This is a genomic window from Nitrincola salilacus, from assembly GCF_046271865.1.
Classification (GTDB): Bacteria; Pseudomonadota; Gammaproteobacteria; order Pseudomonadales; family Balneatricaceae; genus Nitrincola; species Nitrincola salilacus.
This window is the reverse complement of sequence record NZ_CP176580.1, coordinates 790,678-813,419: the sequence shown is the minus strand read 5'-3', so window position 1 is coordinate 813,419 and position 22,742 is coordinate 790,678. Positions and strand designations below refer to the sequence as shown.

The window sequence follows — 22,742 nt, the reverse complement described above, 5'->3', positions numbered from 1 at the left end:
CCATCACCTCCTGCCACTACCATCAAGTGATTCAACATCAACAATCGCTCCTTGGTCATAGTGGTAGCACAGATAACGCCAATGGATCGCATTGGAGATAGCTGGGGCACGCATCACTCCGAAGCATTCCCCTTGCGCTCTCACGCTCTGGTAGTGAATACCGAAACTTTTGGCATCACGTAACGCGTAACCGAGCTGCTGCGCTTCATTGTAGTCATCAGAATGGTAAATGGCATGCCCGACCAAGTCCCTTACATCGTGAAGGATTGTCGGCCCCAGCTGTGCACGGATAACGCGCATCTCCTGAGTGGTCTTGTCGATTCGGGATTCCCGCAGAAAACGCGCCCGGTGGAAAGAGGATTCGGCGATGGCGACTACCTCATCGGCAGCGCAGTAATAGATGCCGAAATCCCGGTTAAAGCGACTGCCGAGGCCATCGACTGGCGGGTGAGTAAAAGCAGCCATGATCCAGGAGGCGCCATCTCCATAGACTCGGTCTTCAGGGGGTACCAAACGAATGTCACCCACTTCATCGCGCAGCCTGGGGTTGGTCAGGGACTCGACGGCATAGAGCACATCCCAATCCTGTGGGTTGGAGACACGCTCAAACAGGTGAATCTGCGGGTAGCGCGACAGTATGACCCGATAGACCGTTTCAGTGACTTCGCTCTTGGGCAGCATCTCTATCTCAATCACCAGCCACCCCGCTGGGCATCAAGAAAATCCCTGACCACAGCCAGGTCGACCACCTGCCCTGCCAGCAACCGATCCAGAGGAGCCGTGCCATTGAACAGCGGATTGTCATTCGGTGTGAGCAGCCACTGGTCAGCCAATAGCTGATCGGGCAACAGGATCTGCAGGGATTTATAGATCCCCAAAATGTAGCTGGCCCGCTCCAACAAGTCTCGTGTCAGCTTGGCCTTCTCAGGTTGGCTCTTCCAGTTGTAAAGGGTCTTCTCGTTACTGAGTCCCAATAGCATCATCTGTTGGATACCAGTGAGGCGCCATTGGCTGAAGATATTGAAAATCGCCGGCAGCAATGAACTGGTGACACTGGAGCCACGCTGCAGCAGTTGTTCGGCTTGAGCGATCATGATGACCTCCTGAGTAGCATTAATACTGTATCTTTACAGTGCTTAAATACAGTCTATTAGGCTGTAACATTACAGTCAACTGACTTGGAGATACTTATTTTGCAGGTGTCCGCATAGCTCGCCACGCGAAAGTGAATGTTGCCTGTCGCTACTCGTGAATGAGTACTTTAGAAGAATTAGGGAAACCAGCCTCTCCTCTCGAGCACTTTCACCTTGCCCAATAAAAAACCGCCTTTCGGCGGTTTTTTATCAAACGTTATAGAGCTGAAGCTCACTCCCACTAATGATCTATTACAGAGTAAATCACATACAAATCAAAGTTTTATAAAAATTCTTTATGCAAATACCATGTGAAATACCATGCTCGGAATATTCACGCCAGCACCACCTTAAGTAGCACGTCATCTCCCTATCGACTGAGGCTCTTTGCCGGAAAGAGCGACTACCCAAAAGCGGTTCAAAAGATATTCACGTCATGGTAGTGATACCTTGTCTCGGCGTAATGGTCCGCATCCGGCTGAATCGGGGGCGGCAGCGCCTGGTCACTCCCATTTGCCAGTGCAGTCCCATGCTGCACAAGGCGTAGACGGGATTTGAGCCTGTTTCTCTCAGTCACCAATTCCGTGACGGAGTTAAACCATTCTTGTTCCACCGTCTCGATGGCTTCATGTAGCTTGCTTTCCTCTACTGAACGCTCGTCGCTTTGCATTGATGCGTAATACATGGCCACGGGAAAGTCTAAGGCGCAGGCGGCAGGGGCAGGGGCAAACATTGCTCTATCACCTTCATGCTTGCCGTAGCCCCAGCCAGACCAGACTTGATGAGCGGTGGCCCATATCAAAGCCTTCCCCCCCGCGTCGGGCGACTTTGCCAGAGGGCTAAGGATATTTGCAACTGGCGCTGCTGCTCGGTGTGAGTAATTGAGCGAAAGCGCCTTGAAGAATGCTGTCCAATGCGCTTGGGACAGTTGTTGAAGTACCGCCCCTAAGGCGGCATCCAGGGATGGGTTGTGACCAGGAACCTTGAACAACGCTTGCATCCACGCAGCCCAGTCTGCGGCCGATGTCTGTGCAACTTGAAGTAGCAAAGCCTGCAGCGCGCTCTGGGTGCTTTGGCTGGGGCCGGCCGAGCGGTCTTGCCACGAATCTGCAACGCTAACGAATTTGAAAACTAGGTTATTGACCTTGGATGCAAGGACTATGGCTTGCGTGCCGAGCACGCTGCAAATCATGAGCGAAAAAAGAACGTCATTTCGCCTCTCAATAATGGCGGTAAGCTCAGCAGGTTCGGCGTTGTACATGATTACTACTGCCGCCCAAAAATCTGGCGACGGGAAGATGTTCATGTGCGGGACCATGTACCACAACCGCTCAAGGTTGCCACCGCTGGCCAAGGATTCGATTTGCTGACGGAGTTCTGGAAATCGCCGCTCATTGAACCCAGGGCCTACGTCGGTACGCTCTATGAAGTGCCGTAACCCCGCAATCAGGTGGCTTGACGCGACTTGAGCGGCAACACTGGAGAGCCCTGCCAGGTTTGCATCTAGTGCCGTTATGGCACCAAGCAGCGCGCGAAGCTGGTTGAGCGAACTTGCTTCGCTGGCATCCCAGTTACGCAATGCACTCAGCAACCACCGTATTGCTGCCTCCCATGCTGCAGATGCAGCAGCATCAGGAGGTGTCCCCATTGCAAACATGTAGGGTAGGAATGGGAACTCGTCGCCAGTGCTGTGACCGATAGGTTCGGCGTCAACGGCTGGCGACTGAGAGCCCGTGCTGAGTTGAGCGAGTAATTGGCTCAGGGCAAACGGAGCCGTAGAGGCACCCGGGGTCAGGGCAGCTTGGAAGCGGGCCTGGGCAAGGCTCATTGCAGCCGGGTTCATGGCGTGCTCCATACGAGATAGTCGCTACCGCTCAGTTCGTCCCAAAGGTCCAGAAACGCTTGCCGAATCAGCTCGCCATCGGCGACCTTTTGAAGGATGTGGTGCTTCTGGCCAAAACTGTTGACCGATGTTCCAAGGGACCACGCTGTTGCCGGCCCGATGTCAGAGGGGAAAATCAAAAAACGGTCATGAAACGGCCAGCCAGCGCTGCCTTCGCGTATGCGGAACTCTAACTGCAGGTCTTTGCAGTTGCCCTTCAAGTTCGTGAAGGTCTCAAGTTGTTTATCTTGCCAAGATTGTTTGGGAGGCGGTGCAGACTGTGGCTTCAACCCTACCCTGCCTGCAAGGGGGTGACTGCGAAGCCATATCTCAACCCTTTGGCAAAAAGCGACGGCTTCGGATAACTTTTCCTTATCCTTTGCCACCGGAGGTTCCGCGCCAGCCGTGAGTGCGCGCAAGTCAGCACCTTTGTGTGGGCAGTGGAAGAGCGTAGCAAGAACGTCTTTGGCATCAAGATATGGGTCCCACAACCACGCACCAGTCCTGCCATGCATTCGAAGTAGTGCGCGAATGTCCTTGAATGCATCGTCCGTGCCGGCGCCCGAGTTCCCTCCGTACTGAATGAATTCCTTCCGATCCCGGATGCTCTTTAGGCTATCTCTGAAGACTCTGTTTTCCCGCCATGGCTCACGCGGATTGGCTGTTGGGGTTCCGATAATGTTTGGAGACCGTTCTTCAATGAGCGGGACGGATACCAACTCCAGTCCTCCATTTGGCGATGGAAGATAGAAGTCCCGGGGGCTGATGCTTTCCCCTACAGCATGGACGTTCATGCTGATGCTCGTAATGAACGAAGTTCGCGCGGATGCGCCAAGCACTAATTGATTCTGGTCATCCCATAGAACGTATCGAGCTCCGCCTCCGGGTGAGTGAAGCGGGAAATTCGCTAGTGAACCAGTGACATCTTCGGAGCCGTATCCCTCCACGGTTGTGTCTTCATACTTCTCGCATGACACTCTTAGCTGTCGCGCGGGCGTGGCGTTGTGCCAGATGGGCTGTAAAAGAAAATCCCCGCTTGGGGAGCTTGAAACCTTTGTCGTCACGACGGTCACGGGCAGTTGGATGAGAACATTTCCAAGCCGGTCAGACAGACCATCAATGCCCATCTTTACGAAGGGCCTTAGGTCCGCTGCCAGTTGCTTGAGAAGCTTTGGCTCATCCAAGAGAAATTTCACATCTGTTTTCAGGCCATCGAAAAGCTCAAGGACATGGGAGCCTTCCCAGAAGTTATTCTTGAGAACACCGTTCCATGGGTGTGGAAGCGCTGTGTCAGCAGGCACAAATTGTGGTGGAATCGGCGTAAGCGAGCCGACTTTCAATGCTGAAGCGCCAGGCTTCCACTCACCAGTGGTGCTGAAATTCTGAAGCGCCTGTAGAACTTGTTGCGTAGACACCCGATAGCGCGCGATGCCGAACTTCCATGGTGTTTCACGCAACTCAATGCGCTTCTTGCCATTGAGTATGTCTGGCTTGGTAGGAGGGCCTACTGGCGGGTCACTTGGCTCCGCAACCAGGAGGCTCATGAAGTTCGTTATCTGCCCCGGTCTATCTTCGTGGAGGCCAAATATCTCCGTTACTTCGAAGCTATTGTAGTTGCCGATGGCACCAGGAACTAGCAGCTTTTGCAGGTGGTTGATGTGTTCTGTAATACCCCAAGGCATTGCGCTCCCCTTGTTTATGCAACCGCTTTTTTGCTATGGGCGCCTAATTCCTCATCAGATGCTATTCAGGTAGGAATGAGAATTCTGGCACTGACATTCACTATGACCTGACATGGTATCGGTACCGCATTCGCTTGAACGTTCACTTCATGCCATAAAAAATACCATATTCGGTTCATCGGGCTAAAAATTGCTTGTTCTGCCGGCGCTCGCGCTCCTGGTCGGCGATCTCGCCCGGCTGCAATGCCAACTCGGCATCGCTCATACCCTCCAACACGTCACACAGACGCACCGCGCAGGCAATGGGCGGCGGCTCGAACTCGTAGCCCGTCGAAATCAGCTCCGCCTCGATTTCCTGAGTGATGAATAACGGCTCGGCCTGGTTATCCAAGGACAGCTTCGTCATGCTCTTTGCTCCTGACGTTAATCCTGGCTGGCAGCCAGTGCTTCGGCTTCCGTAATGGCGTCCTCCACGAACGTACCCTGCTTCGCGGTCCCAGTTTGGCTGACCCTCGACCCAGATCCCTTTCACCTGGGGTCGGGCTGCACCCGGCCAGCTCGTCAGTATTGATGACCTGGCGCTGCCGCTCATGGCTATCCCCGTGGTCGTCGAGGGCCATCTGTAGGGCCAGCTTCAAAAACATGCCCTAGATGGACTCCTTGCATGATAATACAAAATTTTGTATGATTCAATCAGCATTCCTAGCTCATGCTGGGCGAAAGCTCATTCCCGAAGGAGAACCTTGCATGGAAGTCCACATTAAGAAGATTGAAGGTATCTGGGATCGAGGGTTTGCCCTTCATAAGCACACCCTTTCGAGCGTTTATCTAGGTGACGATGAATGGGGTCATGCCCGCTACGACACCACTCGCTCGGAACCAGGAGAGGCTCTTTATCAGCTCAAGTATCGAAACGATTGGAATCAGGTCGAACCGCTCGCAGCGCAGGTACAAACTACCCTGCTGCCCTTGTTCGATGAAATCGGTTTGATTATCCCTATGCCGGCTTCGACCGTTCGCGCCAGGCAACCGGTAAATGAACTGGCAAACGCGCTCGGCCGACTAACGAGAATACCTGTTTTTGACAGAATGATTGTGAAAGCACCTGCTCCGCCGGGTAGCACGCCACTCAAGAACTTACACACTAGAGTAGAGAAAGATGCGGCACTGGCAGGTCGGATCAGTATTAACGAATGCATTGAGGGTGAAGGACGTTGGAACGCATTACTACTCGATGATCTGTTTGATACAGGCGCAACGATGGACGCGGTATGCCGAGCACTTCGTGGCTACCGGAAGATCAATCACATCTATGCTGCCACAATTACTTGGAAATAGGCCATGACAACTGTATTCATTGCTGGATCAATATCCATCAGCCGTCTGCATCAAAAGGTGCAGGAAAGGATTAACAAAATTGTCTCATCGGACTTCAACGTTGTTGTGGGTGATGCCGATGGTGCAGATACGTCCATTCAGGAGTATTTACGCTCCTATCATGCAAACAAAGTCACGGTCTATTGCACAGGCGAAGCACCACGCAACAATGTTGGTAACTGGCCAGTGCATCACGTTCAGTCTAAAGCTCGAGCTGGCACGCGCTCCTTCTTCACTGCGAAAGACCTAGAAATGGCTAGGAACAGCGATTTCGGACTAATGATCTGGGACTGCAAAAGCACTGGCACACTCAGCAATGTTATCGAGCTTCTGAAAGAAAAGAAGAAATCTGTTGTTTTCGTCAACAAAAACAAGGAATTCGTGACTATAAGTGATAAGTCCAGTCTCGATCATCTATTGCACTTTATGTCAGATCACGCCCGCCTCAAGGCCGAGGAAAAAATCGGCCTCACCGCGAAAATTTCCGCCCTGAGCCAGGAGAGTCTTTTTCTCGATGCTCCGCTCGATGAAGCGGCCACAGCAACATCCACGGAACTACTACCAGACTTATCCGCCGATCCGGCCGCAACGGACACGACCGAAATTCAAAGTGTGAAACTACGCACTGTGCTCATGTCGGCGCTAACGGAGTACATCATGCAGGCCCATTTAAGCCAGTCACAGGCAGCTAAAGTATTCGGCGTCACGCAACCGCGTATATCAGACCTCACGCGAGGCAAGGTTGATGTTTTCGGCCTAGATACGTTGGTAAATATGGCTTCAATGGCGGGCCTGCATGTCGAGATGCAGGTGGAGAGAAATACCTCCATAAATATCAGTAGCGGGGCTTCGCGTTAATTTAATTAACACTACCTGAACTTTGAAAACTTGACGAAAATACGTTAGCTCTGACACTCGATTTGGTTCTCTCGACCACAACTCAGGATGTGTTCAAGAAACCACCGTTTGATGAACACTTTTTAGCGGCTAAAATCACGATGGGACTTTGAGCTTCCTAATAAAGCAGTTCATAATTAGCTGCTTGATAGCATAATTACCTCTATCTGAAGACGGCAAAAACCTGAAACCTAGGTTGGTCTGACTTCACTAAACTCATCAAAGGATTGTTGGTCATGATCACCAAAATTCGTATTCGTGGGTACCGAATATACAAGGACTTCACGTTCTGCCCCAACCCGAAGAAGAACATCCTGATAGGTGATAACGACGCCGGCAAATCCACCTTGATGGAGGCTGTGTCACTGGCGCTTAACGGGAGAATCGGTGGCCGGAGCGTGATGGAAGAGCTGAACCCGCACTGGTTCAACGCCGAGTTGGTGGATCAATTCCTCGCCGCTCGGAATGCGGGCGAAAAGCCAGCCTTCCCCGAAATTCTAATTGAACTATACCTGCGTGATGATGCTGAGCTCCAGGTGCTGTGTGGAGCGGTTAACACCGATGTACCCACTAATGCCTGTCCAGGTGTATTCCTACGGATTTTCCCGAATGAGGAATACCAAGATATGTTAGACGAATGGTTGAAGGCACCAAGCGATCTATTATTAACCCGGTGGCATTTTAGATCGACTATGCAGCATAGGCTATATGCTCAGAGTTAAAGTACTTTTTCACCCGTTCGGGACGTCGCTGCAGTGTCCGCATGCAGGAGCGAGTTCGGTTCTTCAGCTCGTCCACTGTCCGAGGAGCCGGACCACTATGTACCATGCCTTTCAGATCGCAGTTCAGATACTCATCCGGGTTCAGCTCTGGCGAATACGCCGGCAGAAAGAAGACTTCCAGATAGCGCTTAACCGCCTTACGTTCGAGCCAGCGTTTCACCACTTTGGCATGATGTACCCGCAGGTTGTCCAGGATCAGGAAGACCTTACCGGGTGTCGACTCAATCAAGGCCCGCAGGAATTTCTTCAACACCTTGGCTGTCATCGTCGACTCATACAACATGAAGCGCACAGTGCCCTGATTGGTGATCGCCGAAATCATATTCAGCGACACCCGCTTGGCAGGCAGTGGCTGGACCGGAGTTTGACCCACCGGTGCATAGCTCCGACCGTGCTGGGTGTTGTTCTTGATACCCGTCTCATCACCCCAGAAAATCTGGGCATTCTCCGCTTCTGCACGCGCTTTGATCTGGGGATACTCCTCCTTCAGCCAGGCATCGACACGGGAGGGGTTCTGCTCCCATGCTTTCTTCAGCGGCTTCTGTGGTGTGAAGCCCCAGCGTTTGAGGTAATCCCCCATTGTACGGACAGGTATGTCGATGCCCCAGAGCTGCTTGATCAACTGAGCAATAGCGCGACGAGTCCACAGGGCGAAACCAAGCTTGTACTGATCTGGCATCTGGTCGCGAACAGCTTCTATGACCTGCTGCTCCTGTTGTTCACTCAATCGACGTGGTTTGTTTTTAGGGCCTCGTTTTTGAACCGCAATAGCGGCGGCACCGCCTGTCTCGTAGCGCTTGTACCAGCGCCCGACAGTATCGGGGTGAACGTCGAGAAGTTGACCGATTTCACGGAAGGTTTTGCCTCTCTTGCGGAGTCGAATCGACTTCTGCCTAAGAAGTTCCTGTTGCTCTGGGCTGAGCTTGCGTGCGTCAATATTCATGCAGGCATTATACATAAATCAGATGTAAATTACCACCGGGTTAATACCCGTGGAGTACTACACGGGCGAGTGGCGCTCGTTTGCAGACCGTGAGTTGGTGAAACGCCCGAGAGTCCTGTCTGTTGCCACAATTGATTCCCGTACAGTCAAGTCCTCAACCGGCGTGGACTACCATTTGCGGCAGATCCTGAGCGATCACTTAGAGACCCCTGAGAAGGCGGCAATATCGCTGGACTACCGAAAGATCAAAGCATCGATGACTGAGGGGGCGCTTGGACCGGTCAACGCTCGCATCGAGAAGCTGGGGGCTGCGCTGCAAGCGGAACCCATGGCTCTAGCTATGGATCAGACCTCCAGAACATCCTGGGAAAGCGCCATTACTCCTCACGTAGATCGTGTACCGTTTGCGATGGCGGGGCTTGGCCAGCAAGCTGCGATCAAGATATCACTTGCTATGAAACGACATGCGGCCAAGGTGAAGATCGTGATGATCGAGGAACCCGAGAATCACCTTTCCCATACCAGCCTGAGGATTTTACTGGACCGTATTGAGTCACTTGCTTCGGATGAGCAGCAACTCTTTATCTCGACTCATAGTACCTATGTGCTGAACCGACTTGGTTTAGATGCCTTACATCTGCTGAGCCGCAACCAAGTGTCAAAAATTACGGACCTGTCTCCCGAAACTGTCCGTTACTTCCAGCGACTGCCTGGATACGACACCTTGCGCTTGGTTCTGGCCAAGAAGGTGGTGCTGGTTGAGGGACCTTCTGATGAAATCATCTTCGAGCGAGTGTTTCGGGATCGATTCGGACAGATGCCAATGGAAGCTGGGATTGATGTCGTCAGCATGCGCGGGCTTGCTCTCGCACGCTGCTTGCAGCTATGCCAGGCGATAGATAAGCCGGTAGCGGTGATGCGAGACAATGATGGAGTCGAGCCCGCGGAGCTGAGGGAGGCTGTTAAGCAGTGGCTGGACGGCAAAAAGAGAGAGCTTTTCATCGGCGCTGTGGCTGATGGACATACCCTTGAACCTCAGTTGGTCAAAGCGAACGGAGAGGTGCATCTAAGGGAGATACTAGGAATCTCCGCGAGGGCTGATTTGGATACTTGGATGACTCGTGAAAAGACCGAAGGAGCGATACGTATCGCCGAATCAGATAAGGCTTTGACGCCGCCAGAGTATATGAACGCAGCTGCAGAGTTCATCAAGAATGCCTAACTTTCTTACTTTAGCGGTAGCAGGTGGTCGTAAGACTCAAGGTCTAGTGAATCACTGCCAAGTATTGCCCTCAGAACGTAAGGTTGCCCTACTGACGTTCACCCAAACGAACCAGCAGGAGGTGAAGGCTCGGTTAGCTGCTCAGGCTGGCCATGCCACTGGGGTGGAGGTCATGGGATGGTACACGTTTCTGCTCAGGCATTTTGCACAGCCATTCCTGCGCTTCAAATTTTCTGGTGAGCGAGTCGGGGGTTTCGATTTTGAAGGTCGTCCAAGCAGGTTTGCACGAGGCAAAAGCAGGTTCATGACTGCCGATAACAGAGTTTATAGCTGCGAGCTAGGCAGGCTGGCTTTTGAACTTATGGAGGCCACACCTGCGCTGCTGCACCGCTTGGAATGCATCTACGACGAAATCCTAATCGACGAGGTTCAGGATCTTGCTAGCTACGATTGGGAGATCTTACAGGTGCTACTGCATTCCAACATTGAGGTGCGGTTGGTTGGTGACGTGCGCCAAGCCGTCCTCTCCACGAATCCTCGTGGCCGCAAAAACAAGCAGTTTGGCTACGCAGCCTCGTTGGAATGGTTCATGGAACGCGAGGCAGAAGGCTGCCTAAACATCACCTATGCGACGATTACTTATAGGTGCAGAAAAGAGATTGCGACCTTTTCAGATAGCATTTTTGATGCGAGATGGGCCTTTCCTGGGACCACCTCAGAGAACAACGATGAGACGGGGCACGACGGTGTTTATCTGGTGCGCTCCGAGCATGTCTATGAGTACATGACCCAGTACAGCCCCCAATGCTTAAGGCACAGCATTAGCTCGGCAAAACATCTGGATCTTCCATTCCAGAATTTCAAAGGAGTGAAGGGCGCCACCTTTGATCGTGTGCTGATTGCTCCTACCAAAAACATAGAGAACTTCATCAAGAACGGAACGCCTTTGGAGTCGACAGCTGCGGCAGCGTTTTACGTTGCAGTCACTCGCGCTAAGCAAAGCCTTGCAATCGTGCTCGACCTGCCAGGGAAGTCTCACCTGCGATATTGGGCTCCCTGATTCCAGCCAGACCAACTACAGTGCCGCAATGGTCACTTCCGCAATGTGCGCTAAGCGGAATTTCTGGCGTTATTAGCAGTACCTGCAGAAAGAAACAGCTACACACTCGATCTATCGAGTCTGATTAGAATATACAGGTTACTTATGCGTTCAGATAACAAGATTATTGGCATCTGCGGCAGTCCATTCATCAATCATGTCCGCCCAGTCTTGTAACATTGAAGCACGCTGCTCGCGGTACTCAGCTTTGTTGTAAACCGCCCTTACACCCTTCTGTTCGTGTGCTAGGCATTTCTCGATCCAATCGGTGTTATAGCCAGCCTCATGCAGCAGGGTACTGGCCGTACGGCGCAAGTCGTGGGGCCCGAACTTGGCAAGAGGCTGCCCTTCTTTCTGAGCAAGCTTATAGGTCAAGTCCATCACCCTGTTCAGGGTGGCGCTGCTCATGGGTAAGTCAGAATCGTAACGGGATGGCAGCACATAATCCGACCCACCCGAGAAAGTTTTCAGGGCTATCAGGATATCCAGGGTCTGCCTAGATAGGAACACTAGGTGGGGGTTCCGCCGCTTCATCCGCTCCTTCGGGATAGTCCAAAGCGCCTCACTGAAATTGATCTCACTCCAAGTGGCATTGGTCAGCTCGCTTTTGCGCACCATCGTCAACAACAGCAACTTGACCGCTGCCCGGATTGATGGAGATGTGCCAATACGTCCCATGTACTGATACATGAGTCTGATTTCCTCGGGTGTTAAGGTACGATCCCGCGGCTCAAACTTGGCAATGCTCGCTGGCCTCACCAGGTCTGCCGGGTTCTCGACCTTTTGACCCCGTTCAGTCGCCCAGCGATACACCTGGAGTACGATTTCACGCGCATGAACAGCCGTCGCAGGTGCACCACGCTCCACAATGGCATCGGTAAGCATTCTCAAGTCTTCGTGTGTAATTTCAGCCAGCTTTTGGTTGCCAAATTTGGTTTGCAGCTCTCGTGCATAGACTGAGCGGCGCATGTCTCGGGTCGAATCCGCCATCTGATAACCACGTAGCCATTTTTCAGCCCAAGCACCAAAGGTTTCGGCATCCTTGACCCGCGCCTTATCACGAGCCTTTTCCCTAGCGGGCGACTTGCCTACCGCCGCCATCTTCTTAGCTTCGTGCAGTCGCTCACGAGCTTCGGCCAGCGTGATACCCCCAACGCCATAACGACCAAAAGTGATCGTTTCCTGTCGTCCATTGATGGCGTAATTGTAGCGGAACGAGATCGAGCCAGCTGGCGTAACGGCCACATAGAGGCCATCCCTGTCATTCACTTTGTAGAGTTTATCCCTAGGCTTTAGATTGCGCAGCTTGGTATCGGTCAGCATGAGTATTGTCCTTCGTCCGTTTTGATACCATGCTATAAACACCCCACAAAAAAGCCCTTAAATTCTTTAAAAACAGCTAATTATGGAAATTTGATACCATGAGTTCACAAGACAGCACTGCATGGTATCAGCTATCACTCATGGTAAATCAAGTTGATAATACCACTTTTAATACCATACTCAAGCAGTGCTTCACGCTGCTAAATATTGCCAGAACATGCCAGAGATAGAAACAAAAAAGCCCATTAAAACATGGGCTTGAGTGTCATTTAATGCCAGTCAGTACCAGCTAGCGCCTAACGTGTGATCATTCCCACTCAATAGTAGCAGGCGGCTTACTTGAAACGTCATAGGTAACGCGTGACACTCTGGCGATCTCGTTGATGATGCGACCGGATACCTGTTCCAGAAGCTCATAAGGCAGATGTGCCCAGCGAGCGGTCATGAAGTCGATTGTTTCCACGGCACGCAGCGCGATCACATATTCGTAACGGCGCCCATCACCGACAACACCGACTGTTTTGACCGGCAGGAACACGGCAAATGCCTGACTGGTTTTGTGATACCAATCCGCCTTGTGCAGCTCTTCGATGAAGATCGCATCCGCTTCGCGCAGAATATCGGCAAACTCTTTTTTAACTTCGCCGAGAATTCGCACACCCAGACCCGGACCCGGAAAGGGATGACGGTAGACCATGTCGTAAGGCAGACCCAGTTCCAGGCCGATCTTGCGCACTTCATCCTTGAACAGTTCACGCAGCGGCTCGACCAGGTCAAACGCCATATCTTCCGGCAAACCACCGACATTGTGATGCGACTTGATCACATGCGCCTTGCCTGTTTTGGAAGCGGCAGATTCGATCACGTCAGGATAGATAGTACCCTGAGCCAGGAAGCGACACTCGGTCAGACGCTGCGCTTCTTCCTCAAACACTTCAATAAAGGTATTGCCGATCGCCTTACGCTTGGCTTCAGGATCTGCCTCACCCTTGAGGCGATCAAGGAAGCGCTGCTCGGCATCAACACGGATCACATTGACACCCATGTTCTTGGCGAACATGTCCATCACCTGCTGGCCTTCATTTTTGCGCAGCAAACCGTTATCAACAAACACACAGGTCAACTTGTCACCGATCGCCTGATGCAGCAGAGCCGCCACAACAGATGAATCCACACCACCGGACAGACCCAGCAGAACTTTTTCATCACCTATCTGCTCACGCACCTTGGCAATCAGGTCGTCTATGATGTTCTGGGCAGTCCAGAGCCCATCTGTTTCACAGATCTCACGTACGAAGCGCTCCAGAATTCTCAAGCCCTGTTTGGTATGAGTCACTTCCGGGTGGAATTGCACGCCATAGAAGTTTCTTTTCGGGTCACACATGGCCGCAATCGGTGCAGACTCGGTTGAGGCGATGACATGGAAACCTTCAGGCAACTCTGTCACCTTATCACCATGGCTCATCCAGACATCCAGTGACAATGCACCATTGTTGGCGATATGGTCTTCGATCCCTTCCAGCAACCGGCTCGGGCTATCCGCCAGACGGACGCGAGCATAACCAAACTCACGCTTATCAGAACCGGATACGGCACCACCAAGCTGCTCTGCCATGGTCTGCATGCCGTAGCAGATCCCCAGAAGCGGCACACCGAGTTCAAAAACCACTTGCAGTGCACGTGGCGAATCCAGCTCTGTCACAGACTCGGGACCACCCGCAAGAATAATGCCCTGCGGAGCAAATTCACGCAGCGCAGCCTCATCCATATCCCAGGGATGAATCTCACTGTAAACCCCGATCTCGCGCACTCGTCGGGCGATCAACTGGGTATACTGTGACCCGAAATCCAGAATAAGAATGCGTTGCGCGTGAATATCTATGCTCATACTCAGTGACTCCACCGATCAGTTGTCTTCCTGACGCTACAAACAAAAAGTGGGGCAGCAACCGCCCCACTCAGAAATAGAAAATATTAACTATCAGCTGACCCGATAATTCGGCGCCTCTTTGGTAATACTGACGTCATGTACATGGCTTTCAGTAATACCTGCATTGGTGATCCGGACAAAACGTGGCTTGGTACGCATCTCATCAATGGTGGCGCAGCCGGTGTAACCCATCGACGCACGCACACCACCCATCAACTGATGTACAACCCCGACCATCGGCCCCTTACATGGCACACGACCTTCGATACCTTCCGGCACCAGCTTTTCGACTCCCGCCTTGGCATCCTGGAAGTAACGATCAGAAGAGCCACTCGATCCGGACATCGCACCCAGCGAGCCCATGCCACGATAGGATTTGAACGCACGCCCCTGATACAGCTCAACTTCTCCCGGCGCCTCGTCGGTACCAGCCAGCATTGAACCCACCATGACAGCCGCCGCACCGGCTGCAATCGCCTTGGCAATATCACCGGAGAAGCGGATACCGCCATCGGCAATCAAAGGCACATCATACTCTCGCAGTGCCTGGGCCACGTTCGCAACTGCTGAGATCTGCGGTACGCCGATACCTGCAACGATACGCGTGGTGCAGATGGAGCCTGGGCCGATCCCGACCTTGACACCGTCTGCACCTGCTTCTGCCAGCGCAATCGCCGCTTCCGCTGTAGCAATGTTGCCACCGATCACCTGCACCTGAGGGTAGGTCTGCTTGACCCAGGCCACGCGATCAATCACACCCTTGGAGTGACCGTGCGCAGTATCCACAACAATCAGATCGACACCTGCACGCACCAGCGCATCTACACGTTCAGGAGTTTCAGGACCGGTTCCGACTGCAGCGCCGACGATCAGGCGCCCTCTGTCATCCTTGGCAGCATGTGGGAAAGCCTGTGCTTTGTTCATATCCTTGACAGTCATCATGCCGCTGAGGCGGAACTTGTCATCAACAATCAGGATTTTTTCAATACGATGCTTGCGCAGCAGACCCTGAATCAACGCCAGATCATCGCCTTCATTGGCGGTAACCAGACGATCTTTAGGTGTCATGATGCTGGAAACACGTGCATTCATGTCACTTTCGAAACGCACGTCACGACTGGTAACAATACCCACCAGTTCGTCATTCTGCAGCACGGGAAAACCGGAGAAGCCATAAGCTCGAGCCATTTCCAGCACTTCTCTGACGGTGGTATCGGGCGAGCAGGTTACCGGCTCAGTCACGACTCCCGCTTCAAACTTCTTGACCCTGCGGACCTCTGCAGCCTGCAGTTCCGGTGTCATATTCTTGTGAATAATGCCGATACCGCCTTCCTGAGCCATGGCTATCGCTAACCGCGCCTCAGTGACCGTATCCATTGCTGCCGATACCAGCGGGATATTCAGTTCAATCCCTTTGGTCAGGCGGGTCTTCAGCGTCACCTCTTTCGGCAGCACCTCTGAATACCCGGGAACCAGCAATACATCATCAAAGGTGAGTGCTTCTTCAACGATTCGCAACATGCTCAACCAGCCTGTATATCTAGGTAAAATTAAACCGGATATTGTACTCCATTGCTCGCATGCACTCAATCGGCTGACACTATCTCTCTATCAATGACCTGTCATGAGAGAAGGATCAACTCAGAGCGGAAGCTGGCCTTCCATTTAGCACTTCAAATCAACAAGTTATTTATATAATATGCGCCGAAGCCCTACACCCTGAAAACTTTTCATTTTCAATTTTATGAGCTACTTTGAATCTAGCGTGATGTATTGAAGACTGAAACGCACTTTCAGGCGTATAGGCTAAATCGTTAAATTGTCTTTCAGCTTCAATAAATTAACGATATTGATAACAACACCAATAAAAGTATTCAGGGGTAAAAACATGAAGAAGCTTAGCTTTTCAGCCGCAGCAGCCACCGCAACCCTGCTGTGTGCATCTGCCTTCACTTCCGTGGCTGCAGCTGAACAGAAGTTCATCACCATAGGCACCGGTGGTCAGACAGGCGTTTATTATGTAGTCGGTCAGTCTGTCTGCCGCATGGTCAATCGCAACAGCGATGATCACGGTGTTCGCTGTAATGCACCCTCTACCGGTGGCTCTGTTGCCAACGTGAATGGTATGAAAAGTGGCGAGTTGGATATGGGCGTCGTGCAGTCTGACGTTCACTTTCGCGCTTACAATGGTCAGGCAAACTTCGAAGCAGATGGTGCCTGGGAAGATATGCGTTCAGTCTTCACCATGCATGGTGAGCCTCTGACGGTAATTGCCCGCCAGGACTCCGGCATTGAAAACTTCGCCGACCTTAAAGGCAAACGCGTCAATATCGGCAACCCGGGTTCTGGCCAGCGTAGTACCATGGATCTTGTCATGGAACGCATGGGTTGGAGCGTAGATGACTTTGCACTGGCATCTCAGTTGGATGCTGCCGAACAGTCAGCAGCACTGGCTGATAACAACATCGATGCCATGGTTTACGTGGTCGGTCACCCTAATGGTTCAATTCAGGAAGCTACCACTACCGTTGAAGCACGAATTGTACCTGTGACAGGTGCCGAAATAGACGGTCTGGTCTCCGAGTTCCCTTATTATACGCGCTCGGTGATACCTGGTGGTCTGTATCGTGGCAACGACAATGATGTCGAAACCTTTGGTGTAGCAGCCACTTTCGTCAGCCATGCCAGTGTTGATGAAGATACCGTTTATCAGACAGTGAAAGCGGTGTTTGAAAACTTCGATCGCTTCAAGCGCCTGCACCCTGCATTTGAGAACCTGACCGAAGAAGCGATGATCTCCGACGGTCTGACTGCACCTTTGCATGACGGCGCTGCACGTTACTACAAAGAGCGCGGCTGGATTCAGTAATATATAGGCCAGAGCGCCTATCGCTATTGAAAACGAAATGCGCGTTGTATGACGCGCATTTTTTTTCCAGAACCTTTTTCACCATGTGCGCACTCGACACCAGTTCCAATAACAAAATGTCCAATAATAAAGAGTGTCCAAGAATAAAGTGTCCGACGCGCTCATACATTTGAATAAGAATTTTGACAATCCGGGCAGTCATCAAACACCGGCCCAGTAGATGAACGACAATGACAGGGTATATCAATGTCTAAAGATAACCACAAAGCAGGTACACAGGCCGTCGATCTGGATGAGCTTGTTGCAGCATCTGATACCGGGTCACGCGCGCCACAGGGATTTCCGGGCAAACTGCTGGTCAGCATCGCAGCGCTCTGGTCGCTGTTTCAGCTCTGGATAGCGTCTCCCCTACCCTACATCGCTGGTTTTGGCGTTTTCAACGCTACTGAAGCCCGCTCGATCCATCTGACATTTGCGCTGGTGCTGGCCTTTATGGCCTACCCGGCTTTCAAGCGTTCCCCCCGAAACCGCATTCCACTTGCAGACTGGGGCATCGCTGCCATCGCAGCTTTCTGTGCTGGCTATATTTACATCATGTATAACGAACTTGCCCAGCGACCCGGCGCCCCCATCCAGCAGGATGTAATTGTAGGCGCCATCGGCGTTGTACTGCTACTGGAAGCTACACGCCGCGCACTGGGCCCCCCACTGGTCGTTGTCGCATCACTTTTCTTGCTTTACAGCCTGTTTGGCCCTTATATGCCAGGTATTCTTGCGCATCGCGGCGTCAGTCTAAACGGCCTGATCAATCACCAATGGCTGACGGCTCAAGGGGTATTTGGTATCGCCCTTGGAGTATCGACCAGCTTCGTATTCCTGTTTGTACTTTTCGGAGCCTTGTTGGATAAAGCAGGGGCCGGTAACTATTTCATCAAGGTGGCCTTTTCGATGCTGGGCCATCTGCGTGGTGGACCAGCCAAAGCAGCTGTCGTCGCATCTGGCCTGACTGGCCTGATATCCGGCTCGTCAATTGCCAATACTGTCACCACCGGTACCTTTACTATTCCGATGATGAAACGCGTCGGATTCAGCTCTGAAAAAGCCGGTGCAGTCGAAGTATCTTCCTCCGTCAACGGTCAGATCATGCCACCGGTAATGGGCGCAGCTGCATTCCTGATGGTCGAATATGTTGGCATCTCCTATGTTGAAGTGATTAAGCATGCCTTCCTGCCAGCGATTATCTCCTACATAGCCCTGATCTATATTGTTCATCTGGAAGCACTCAAGGCCAACATGAAAGGGCTGCCTTCCAGCAACCCCGTCCGCCCCTTGTTGAATAAGATAATCGGGTTCATGACCGGCCTGATTCTGCTGATGGCACTCTCTTTTGCCGTCTACTACGGACTGGGCTGGCTCAAGCCCATACTGGGTGATGCGACGCCCTGGATAGTCTCGGTGGCACTGGCCATCGTTTATGTTCTACTGCTCAAGATAGGTGCCAACTATCCTGAGCTGGAGCTGGACGACCCTGAATCAGCCGTGATTAAACTGCCGGAAACCCGGCCAACCGTCATGGTGGGGCTGCACTACATTCTGCCCGTCGTTGTACTGGTGTGGTGCCTGATGGTTGAGCGCCTATCACCGGGACTGTCTGCCTTCTGGGCAACCGTATTCATGATTTTCATCATGCTCACCCAACGTCCGATCATTGCTCTTTTCAGACATCGCAGTGATATCTCACGCGATATCCGCGAAGGGATTGATGATCTCTGGTCAGGCCTGATCGCAGGTGCACGCAACATGATCGGCATAGGGATCGCAACAGCTACCGCTGGCATCGTCGTGGGGGCTGTTTCTCAGACTGGCGTTGGCCTGGTACTGGCCGATGTGGTTGAAGTACTGGCAATGGGTAACCTGATGCTGATCCTGATGCTGACAGCAGTTCTCAGCCTGATTCTTGGCATGGGCCTGCCGACAACTGCGAACTATATTGTCGTTTCCACACTGATGGTTCCGGTTGTGGTCATGCTCGGTCAACAAAACGGTTTGCTGGTGCCACTGATCGCTGTACATCTGTTTGTTTTCTACTTCGGCATCATGGCTGATGTGACGCCCCCGGTTGGTCTGGCATCTTTTGCAGCTGCAGCGGTATCCGGAGGCGACCCCTTACGAACGGGATTCCAGGCCTTCTACTACAGCATGAGAACAGCGGCGCTGCCTTTCCTGTTTATTTTCAACACTGATCTGTTGCTGATTGATGTCAACTTCATTCAGGGGATAGTGATATTCATCATCTCTACTGTAGCGATGTTGATATTTGCCGCTGCCACTCAGGGTTATATGCTGACCCGAAACCGCTGGTACGAAACCGTGTTCCTGCTGCTTATAGCGTTCACCCTGTTCAGACCCGGTTTCTGGATGGATAAGATTCATGACCCTTATACACAGATTCCACCGACTGAATTTGCCGAAGCCCTGATGCAGGTTGATGCCGGTAGCTATCTTCGTGTTCAGATCGCGGGAGAAGATGCCTTCGGCGATCCACTGCAAACCTATTTGCTGGTTCCGGTACCACACGGTGACACTGCCGATGAGCGAATGGATAACCTGGGACTGGAACTGTTCAATGACAATGGTAAAGCGATTGTCGATGGCACGCAGTTTGGCAGTCTGGCGGCTGATATCGGTTTTGATTTTGATCAGGAGATCCTTGAGGTCAGTGCACCTACCGATCGCTGGGCCAAGGAGTGGATATGGATACCGGGGCTCTTGCTCTTCGGTTTTATTTTCATGATGCAAAAGCGCCGCCGTGAGGTTGCCGAACAGGCAACCCAGGCAACGGCCTGAGGAGTCATCCATGTACAAAAAAATACTGCTACCCGTTGTACTGAGTGAAAAGAGCTCCTGGGAAAAGGCCTTACCTGTGGCAATCAGCCTGTGCCACACCTATGGCGCCTCTCTGCACCTGCTCACGGTGCTGCCGGAGTTTAATATGCCGATGGTGGGTTCTTTTTTCCCGGCCAATTTTTCCGAAAAGGCACATCTGACCTTGAAGGAGGAACTCAAGCAGTGGGCTAAAGAGAACATCCCTGAGGATATCAAAGTGCAGAGGGTAGTGGCCGACGGTTCTCCGTGGGAAACCATTATCGAGATATCAAAAAAAGTGGATGCTGATCTGATCGTCATGGCCGCCCATAACAAGCGCAACTTTGCCGATTACGTGCTGGGTCCTAATTCGGCACATGTCGTCAGGCACTCAAAAAAATCTGTCATGGTTGTGCGTTAGCGGCTTGACCAGCTACATAACTGATCTGCTACCTGACGACACGAGGGCATCGATGCTGATCGGCGCCCTCTCCCCATTCCCCTGGCGCAGCATTCCGGTTTAATATGTGTCCATGCTTAATACACCAGTCAAAAATGCCATCACAGTCAGCGAGCTGAACCGCGAAGTCAAATCACTGCTGGAAAACGCCATTGCCATACGTTGCGTGGAGGGCGAAATCAGCAATCTGGCCAGGCCCTCATCCGGGCACTGGTACTTCACCCTCAAGGATAACCGGGCACAGGTCAGATGCGCGATGTTTCGTAATCGCACCCAGTACCTGAAGTTCATCCCGAAAGAAGGTGATCTGGTTCGCGTTGTGGCCAGAGTCAGCCTGTATGAAGGGCGTGGTGATTACCAACTGATCTGTGATCAATTGGCACAAGGCGGCACCGGGCAGCTGCAACAGGCCTTTGAGGCATTGAAGGCACGCCTTGATCATGAAGGGCTATTCTCCAGCGAACACAAAAAAACACTGCCAAGACACCCTCGCCAGCTCGGGGTGATCACATCTCCGACCGGAGCGGCCATCCACGATATTCTACAGGTGCTTGATCGCCGTTACGCTGCGCTCCCTGTCATTGTCTATCCGACCGCTGTACAGGGAAAGGAAGCAGCCGCGCAAATCGCCCGAGCAATAGAGCTGGCCAATCAGCACAATGCTTGCGATGTTTTGATAGTCGGTCGTGGCGGAGGATCGCTGGAAGACCTGTGGCCGTTCAACGAAGAGATCGTTGCGCGGGCCATCTTCAACTCTGAGATTCCGATAGTATCGGCTGTTGGTCATGAGGTGGATATCACCATCAGCGATCTGGTAGCCGACCTGAGAGCCCCTACCCCTTCTGCTGCAGCCGAGCTTTTGAGCCCGAACCAGGCGGAGTTGCGACAACGCCTGCGCCAGGCATCACTGCGCCTGCACCAGCAGCAGCTCGGTCTGATCCGACAGCAGCGAAATAAACTGCTGGCACTGCGCCAACGCCTGCGCCATCCGGGTGATCGTCTGCGTGATCAGGCGCAGCGTTTGGATAGCCTGGAAACACGCCTGACTCGCGCTCTGCAACGCCGATTGAAGCAGGCAGGCCAGCAACTGGAGGTGTTGCAGAAGCGCCAGCAGCGTCTGGCACCAGGACCTCGGGTCATGCTTTTGCAGTCACAACTGGAGCAGCTTCACAAACGTCTTCACAAGCAGATAGATAATCAGCTGTCACGCAAACGGCAACTGCTGCAACATCAGATCATAATGCTGAATTCGATCAGTCCGCTGGCAACGCTTGAACGTGGCTATGCCATTGCACAGGGTGCAACCGGGCAGGTGATTCTTGATGCCGCAGAGGTAAAAGCCGGCGACAGGATGACGGTCCGCGTTCATCATGGCTGGATCGATAGTGAGGTCAAATCCACACATGACTAAACATACATGCAGCATTTTTTAACTACCTGTATTTAACTACCTGTATTTAACTACCTGTAACTAACCACCTGTAAATGTTCGGGAAATAAACATCATGCAGCTTCATTATCAGCGCAGCGGTCAGGGCGAACCTCTGGTCATTCTGCACGGACTCTTCGGCACGCTTGAGAACTGGGGTGGCCAGATCAAAGCCTTTGCCGAGCACTATGACGTCATCGCCGTTGATCTGAGAAACCATGGCCGCTCACCCCATACCGATCAGATCAGCTATGAACTGATGGCCGCTGATATCATTGATCTGCTCGATCAGCTTGAGTTGCCCAATGCACATATTCTCGGACACTCGATGGGCGGCAAGGTGGCTATGCAACTGGCACTGAACACGCCGGATCGGGTAAATCAATTGATCATAGTTGATATCGCACCTGTGGCTTATCAGCATGACCATGATGATGTATTCAAGGGGTTGTTCAATGTGCAACTCGACAGTATCACATCCCGCAAGGAGGCGGAGTCACAACTGGCCGAGCATGTTCAGGACCCGTCGGTCAGAGCATTCCTGTTGAAAAACCTGTATCGCAATGACGATAAGCGTTTTGCCTGGCGGATGAATCTGGAATTATTGCACAGGGATTACGATAAGGTGATTGCTGCGCCGCAAGGATCACCCTTTAACCGGCCAGCGCTCTTCATCAAGGGATCAGAGTCTCATTACTTGCTGAAAGCCTACCAACCGGCAATCATGGCACTCTTTCCAGCCGCCCGATTGAAGATGATTGAGGGGGCCGGACACTGGCCTCATGCCGAAAAGCCAGCGCTGTTTACCCGGCTGGTGCTGAACCACCTGCAGAGTACCGAATGATAGGC

19 protein-coding genes are annotated in these 22,742 nt (G+C 52.3%); 10 read left to right on the top strand and 9 right to left on the bottom strand.

Going from position 1 to position 22,742, the window contains the following annotated elements; translation table 11 throughout:
• Positions 1 to 3 precede the first annotated feature (3 nt).
• The 5 genes from ACK3CJ_RS03715 to ACK3CJ_RS03695 all read right to left on the bottom strand — a co-directional run bounded on the left by ACK3CJ_RS03715 (position 4) and on the right by ACK3CJ_RS03695 (position 5,103).
• On the bottom strand, positions 4 to 696 hold the full coding sequence (locus tag ACK3CJ_RS03715; protein WP_409525076.1) for an RES family NAD+ phosphorylase: 693 nt from the start codon (positions 694 to 696) through the stop codon (positions 4 to 6).
• Complete coding sequence (locus ACK3CJ_RS03710) at positions 693 to 1,094, bottom strand: MbcA/ParS/Xre antitoxin family protein (protein ID WP_409525075.1); 402 nt, start codon at positions 1,092 to 1,094, stop codon at positions 693 to 695. The genes ACK3CJ_RS03715 and ACK3CJ_RS03710 overlap by 4 nt, the downstream gene beginning before the upstream one ends.
• A gap of 457 nt (positions 1,095 to 1,551) precedes the next feature.
• Positions 1,552 to 2,976 carry a hypothetical protein gene (locus tag ACK3CJ_RS03705; protein ID WP_409525074.1) on the bottom strand — a complete coding sequence of 475 codons (1,425 nt, stop codon included), beginning with the start codon at positions 2,974 to 2,976 and terminating at the stop codon, positions 1,552 to 1,554.
• Positions 2,973 to 4,697: a VPA1262 family N-terminal domain-containing protein gene (locus ACK3CJ_RS03700; RefSeq protein WP_409525073.1), complete on the bottom strand. Its 1,725-nt coding sequence runs from the start codon at positions 4,695 to 4,697 to the stop codon at positions 2,973 to 2,975. Before ACK3CJ_RS03700 ends, ACK3CJ_RS03705 begins: the two co-directional genes overlap by 4 nt.
• A 175-nt stretch (positions 4,698 to 4,872) precedes the next feature.
• Positions 4,873 to 5,103, bottom strand: a complete 231-nt coding sequence (locus ACK3CJ_RS03695; protein WP_409525072.1) for a hypothetical protein — start codon at positions 5,101 to 5,103, stop codon at positions 4,873 to 4,875.
• 341 nt (positions 5,104 to 5,444) lie between these two features.
• On the opposite strand from ACK3CJ_RS03695, the gene ACK3CJ_RS03690 reads away from it, so the two are divergent.
• The 3 genes from ACK3CJ_RS03690 (at position 5,445) to ACK3CJ_RS03680 (ending at position 7,693) form a co-directional block, all read left to right on the top strand.
• Entirely contained in the window at positions 5,445 to 6,035 is a 591-nt protein-coding gene (locus ACK3CJ_RS03690) for a ComF family protein (protein ID WP_409525071.1), read from the top strand.
• 3 nt (positions 6,036 to 6,038) lie between these two features.
• Positions 6,039 to 6,932, top strand: coding sequence for a helix-turn-helix domain-containing protein (locus ACK3CJ_RS03685; RefSeq protein WP_409525070.1), 894 nt, complete (start codon positions 6,039 to 6,041; stop codon positions 6,930 to 6,932).
• A gap of 275 nt (positions 6,933 to 7,207) precedes the next feature.
• Positions 7,208 to 7,693 carry an AAA family ATPase gene (locus ACK3CJ_RS03680; protein ID WP_409525069.1) on the top strand — a complete coding sequence of 162 codons (486 nt, stop codon included), beginning with the start codon at positions 7,208 to 7,210 and terminating at the stop codon, positions 7,691 to 7,693.
• On the opposite strand, the gene ACK3CJ_RS03675 is transcribed toward ACK3CJ_RS03680, so the two are convergent.
• Positions 7,662 to 8,696, bottom strand: coding sequence for an IS630 family transposase (locus ACK3CJ_RS03675; RefSeq protein ID WP_409523339.1), 1,035 nt, complete (start codon positions 8,694 to 8,696; stop codon positions 7,662 to 7,664). The genes ACK3CJ_RS03680 and ACK3CJ_RS03675 overlap by 32 nt on opposite strands.
• 49 nt (positions 8,697 to 8,745) lie before the next feature.
• Between ACK3CJ_RS03675 and ACK3CJ_RS03670 the strand changes: the two genes are divergently transcribed.
• Positions 8,746 to 9,918 carry an ATP-dependent nuclease gene (locus ACK3CJ_RS03670; protein WP_409525068.1) on the top strand — a complete coding sequence of 391 codons (1,173 nt, stop codon included), beginning with the start codon at positions 8,746 to 8,748 and terminating at the stop codon, positions 9,916 to 9,918.
• Entirely contained in the window at positions 9,911 to 10,978 is a 1,068-nt protein-coding gene (locus ACK3CJ_RS03665) for a UvrD-helicase domain-containing protein (protein WP_409525067.1), read from the top strand. Before ACK3CJ_RS03670 ends, ACK3CJ_RS03665 begins: the two co-directional genes overlap by 8 nt.
• A gap of 150 nt (positions 10,979 to 11,128) precedes the next feature.
• On the opposite strand, the gene ACK3CJ_RS03660 is transcribed toward ACK3CJ_RS03665, so the two are convergent.
• From ACK3CJ_RS03660 to guaB, 3 genes are all read right to left on the bottom strand, one after another.
• Positions 11,129 to 12,340, bottom strand: coding sequence for a tyrosine-type recombinase/integrase (locus tag ACK3CJ_RS03660; protein WP_409525066.1), 1,212 nt, complete (start codon positions 12,338 to 12,340; stop codon positions 11,129 to 11,131).
• A gap of 307 nt (positions 12,341 to 12,647) precedes the next feature.
• Entirely contained in the window at positions 12,648 to 14,228 is a 1,581-nt protein-coding gene (gene guaA, locus ACK3CJ_RS03655) for a glutamine-hydrolyzing GMP synthase (RefSeq protein WP_409525064.1), read from the bottom strand.
• A gap of 93 nt (positions 14,229 to 14,321) precedes the next feature.
• Positions 14,322 to 15,791, bottom strand: a complete 1,470-nt coding sequence (gene guaB / locus ACK3CJ_RS03650; protein WP_409525062.1) for an IMP dehydrogenase — start codon at positions 15,789 to 15,791, stop codon at positions 14,322 to 14,324.
• A gap of 367 nt (positions 15,792 to 16,158) precedes the next feature.
• Between guaB and ACK3CJ_RS03645 the strand changes: the two genes are divergently transcribed.
• From ACK3CJ_RS03645 to ACK3CJ_RS03625, 5 genes are all read left to right on the top strand, one after another.
• On the top strand, positions 16,159 to 17,139 hold the full coding sequence (locus ACK3CJ_RS03645) for a TAXI family TRAP transporter solute-binding subunit (protein ID WP_409525060.1): 981 nt from the start codon (positions 16,159 to 16,161) through the stop codon (positions 17,137 to 17,139).
• 246 nt (positions 17,140 to 17,385) lie between these two features.
• Positions 17,386 to 19,986: a TRAP transporter permease gene (locus ACK3CJ_RS03640; protein WP_409525059.1), complete on the top strand. Its 2,601-nt coding sequence runs from the start codon at positions 17,386 to 17,388 to the stop codon at positions 19,984 to 19,986.
• Between the two features lie 10 nt (positions 19,987 to 19,996).
• Complete coding sequence (locus tag ACK3CJ_RS03635; RefSeq protein WP_409525058.1) at positions 19,997 to 20,425, top strand: universal stress protein; 429 nt, start codon at positions 19,997 to 19,999, stop codon at positions 20,423 to 20,425.
• A 112-nt stretch (positions 20,426 to 20,537) separates the two neighbouring features.
• Positions 20,538 to 21,875: an exodeoxyribonuclease VII large subunit gene (gene xseA / locus ACK3CJ_RS03630; RefSeq protein WP_409525057.1), complete on the top strand. Its 1,338-nt coding sequence runs from the start codon at positions 20,538 to 20,540 to the stop codon at positions 21,873 to 21,875.
• Positions 21,876 to 21,969: 94 nt separating this feature from the next.
• The gene (locus ACK3CJ_RS03625) at positions 21,970 to 22,737 is read left to right on the top strand and encodes an alpha/beta fold hydrolase (protein ID WP_409525056.1); all 768 of its coding nucleotides are present in this window, start codon (positions 21,970 to 21,972) and stop codon (positions 22,735 to 22,737) included.
• The last annotated feature ends 5 nt before the right edge of the window (positions 22,738 to 22,742 follow it).

Excerpts from the sequence above, each read along its gene's own strand:
- ACK3CJ_RS03680 (WP_409525069.1), top strand. The coding sequence starts at position 7,208 with ATGATCACCAAAATTCGTATTCGTGGGTACCGAATATACAAGGACTTC.
- ACK3CJ_RS03625 (WP_409525056.1), top strand. The coding sequence starts at position 21,970 with ATGCAGCTTCATTATCAGCGCAGCGGTCAGGGCGAACCTCTGGTCATT.
- ACK3CJ_RS03700 (WP_409525073.1), bottom strand. The coding sequence starts at position 4,697 with ATGCCTTGGGGTATTACAGAACACATCAACCACCTGCAAAAGCTGCTA.
- ACK3CJ_RS03685 (WP_409525070.1), top strand. The coding sequence starts at position 6,039 with ATGACAACTGTATTCATTGCTGGATCAATATCCATCAGCCGTCTGCAT.
- ACK3CJ_RS03675 (WP_409523339.1), bottom strand. The coding sequence starts at position 8,696 with ATGAATATTGACGCACGCAAGCTCAGCCCAGAGCAACAGGAACTTCTT.
- ACK3CJ_RS03645 (WP_409525060.1), top strand. The coding sequence starts at position 16,159 with ATGAAGAAGCTTAGCTTTTCAGCCGCAGCAGCCACCGCAACCCTGCTG.
- ACK3CJ_RS03640 (WP_409525059.1), top strand. The coding sequence starts at position 17,386 with ATGTCTAAAGATAACCACAAAGCAGGTACACAGGCCGTCGATCTGGAT.
- xseA (WP_409525057.1), top strand. The coding sequence starts at position 20,538 with ATGCTTAATACACCAGTCAAAAATGCCATCACAGTCAGCGAGCTGAAC.
- ACK3CJ_RS03660 (WP_409525066.1), bottom strand. The coding sequence starts at position 12,340 with ATGCTGACCGATACCAAGCTGCGCAATCTAAAGCCTAGGGATAAACTC.
- ACK3CJ_RS03665 (WP_409525067.1), top strand. The coding sequence starts at position 9,911 with ATGCCTAACTTTCTTACTTTAGCGGTAGCAGGTGGTCGTAAGACTCAA.
- ACK3CJ_RS03690 (WP_409525071.1), top strand. The coding sequence starts at position 5,445 with ATGGAAGTCCACATTAAGAAGATTGAAGGTATCTGGGATCGAGGGTTT.
- ACK3CJ_RS03710 (WP_409525075.1), bottom strand. The coding sequence starts at position 1,094 with ATGATCGCTCAAGCCGAACAACTGCTGCAGCGTGGCTCCAGTGTCACC.
- ACK3CJ_RS03705 (WP_409525074.1), bottom strand. The coding sequence starts at position 2,976 with ATGAACCCGGCTGCAATGAGCCTTGCCCAGGCCCGCTTCCAAGCTGCC.
- guaB (WP_409525062.1), bottom strand. The coding sequence starts at position 15,791 with ATGTTGCGAATCGTTGAAGAAGCACTCACCTTTGATGATGTATTGCTG.
- ACK3CJ_RS03695 (WP_409525072.1), bottom strand. The coding sequence starts at position 5,103 with ATGACGAAGCTGTCCTTGGATAACCAGGCCGAGCCGTTATTCATCACT.
- ACK3CJ_RS03635 (WP_409525058.1), top strand. The coding sequence starts at position 19,997 with ATGTACAAAAAAATACTGCTACCCGTTGTACTGAGTGAAAAGAGCTCC.
- guaA (WP_409525064.1), bottom strand. The coding sequence starts at position 14,228 with ATGAGCATAGATATTCACGCGCAACGCATTCTTATTCTGGATTTCGGG.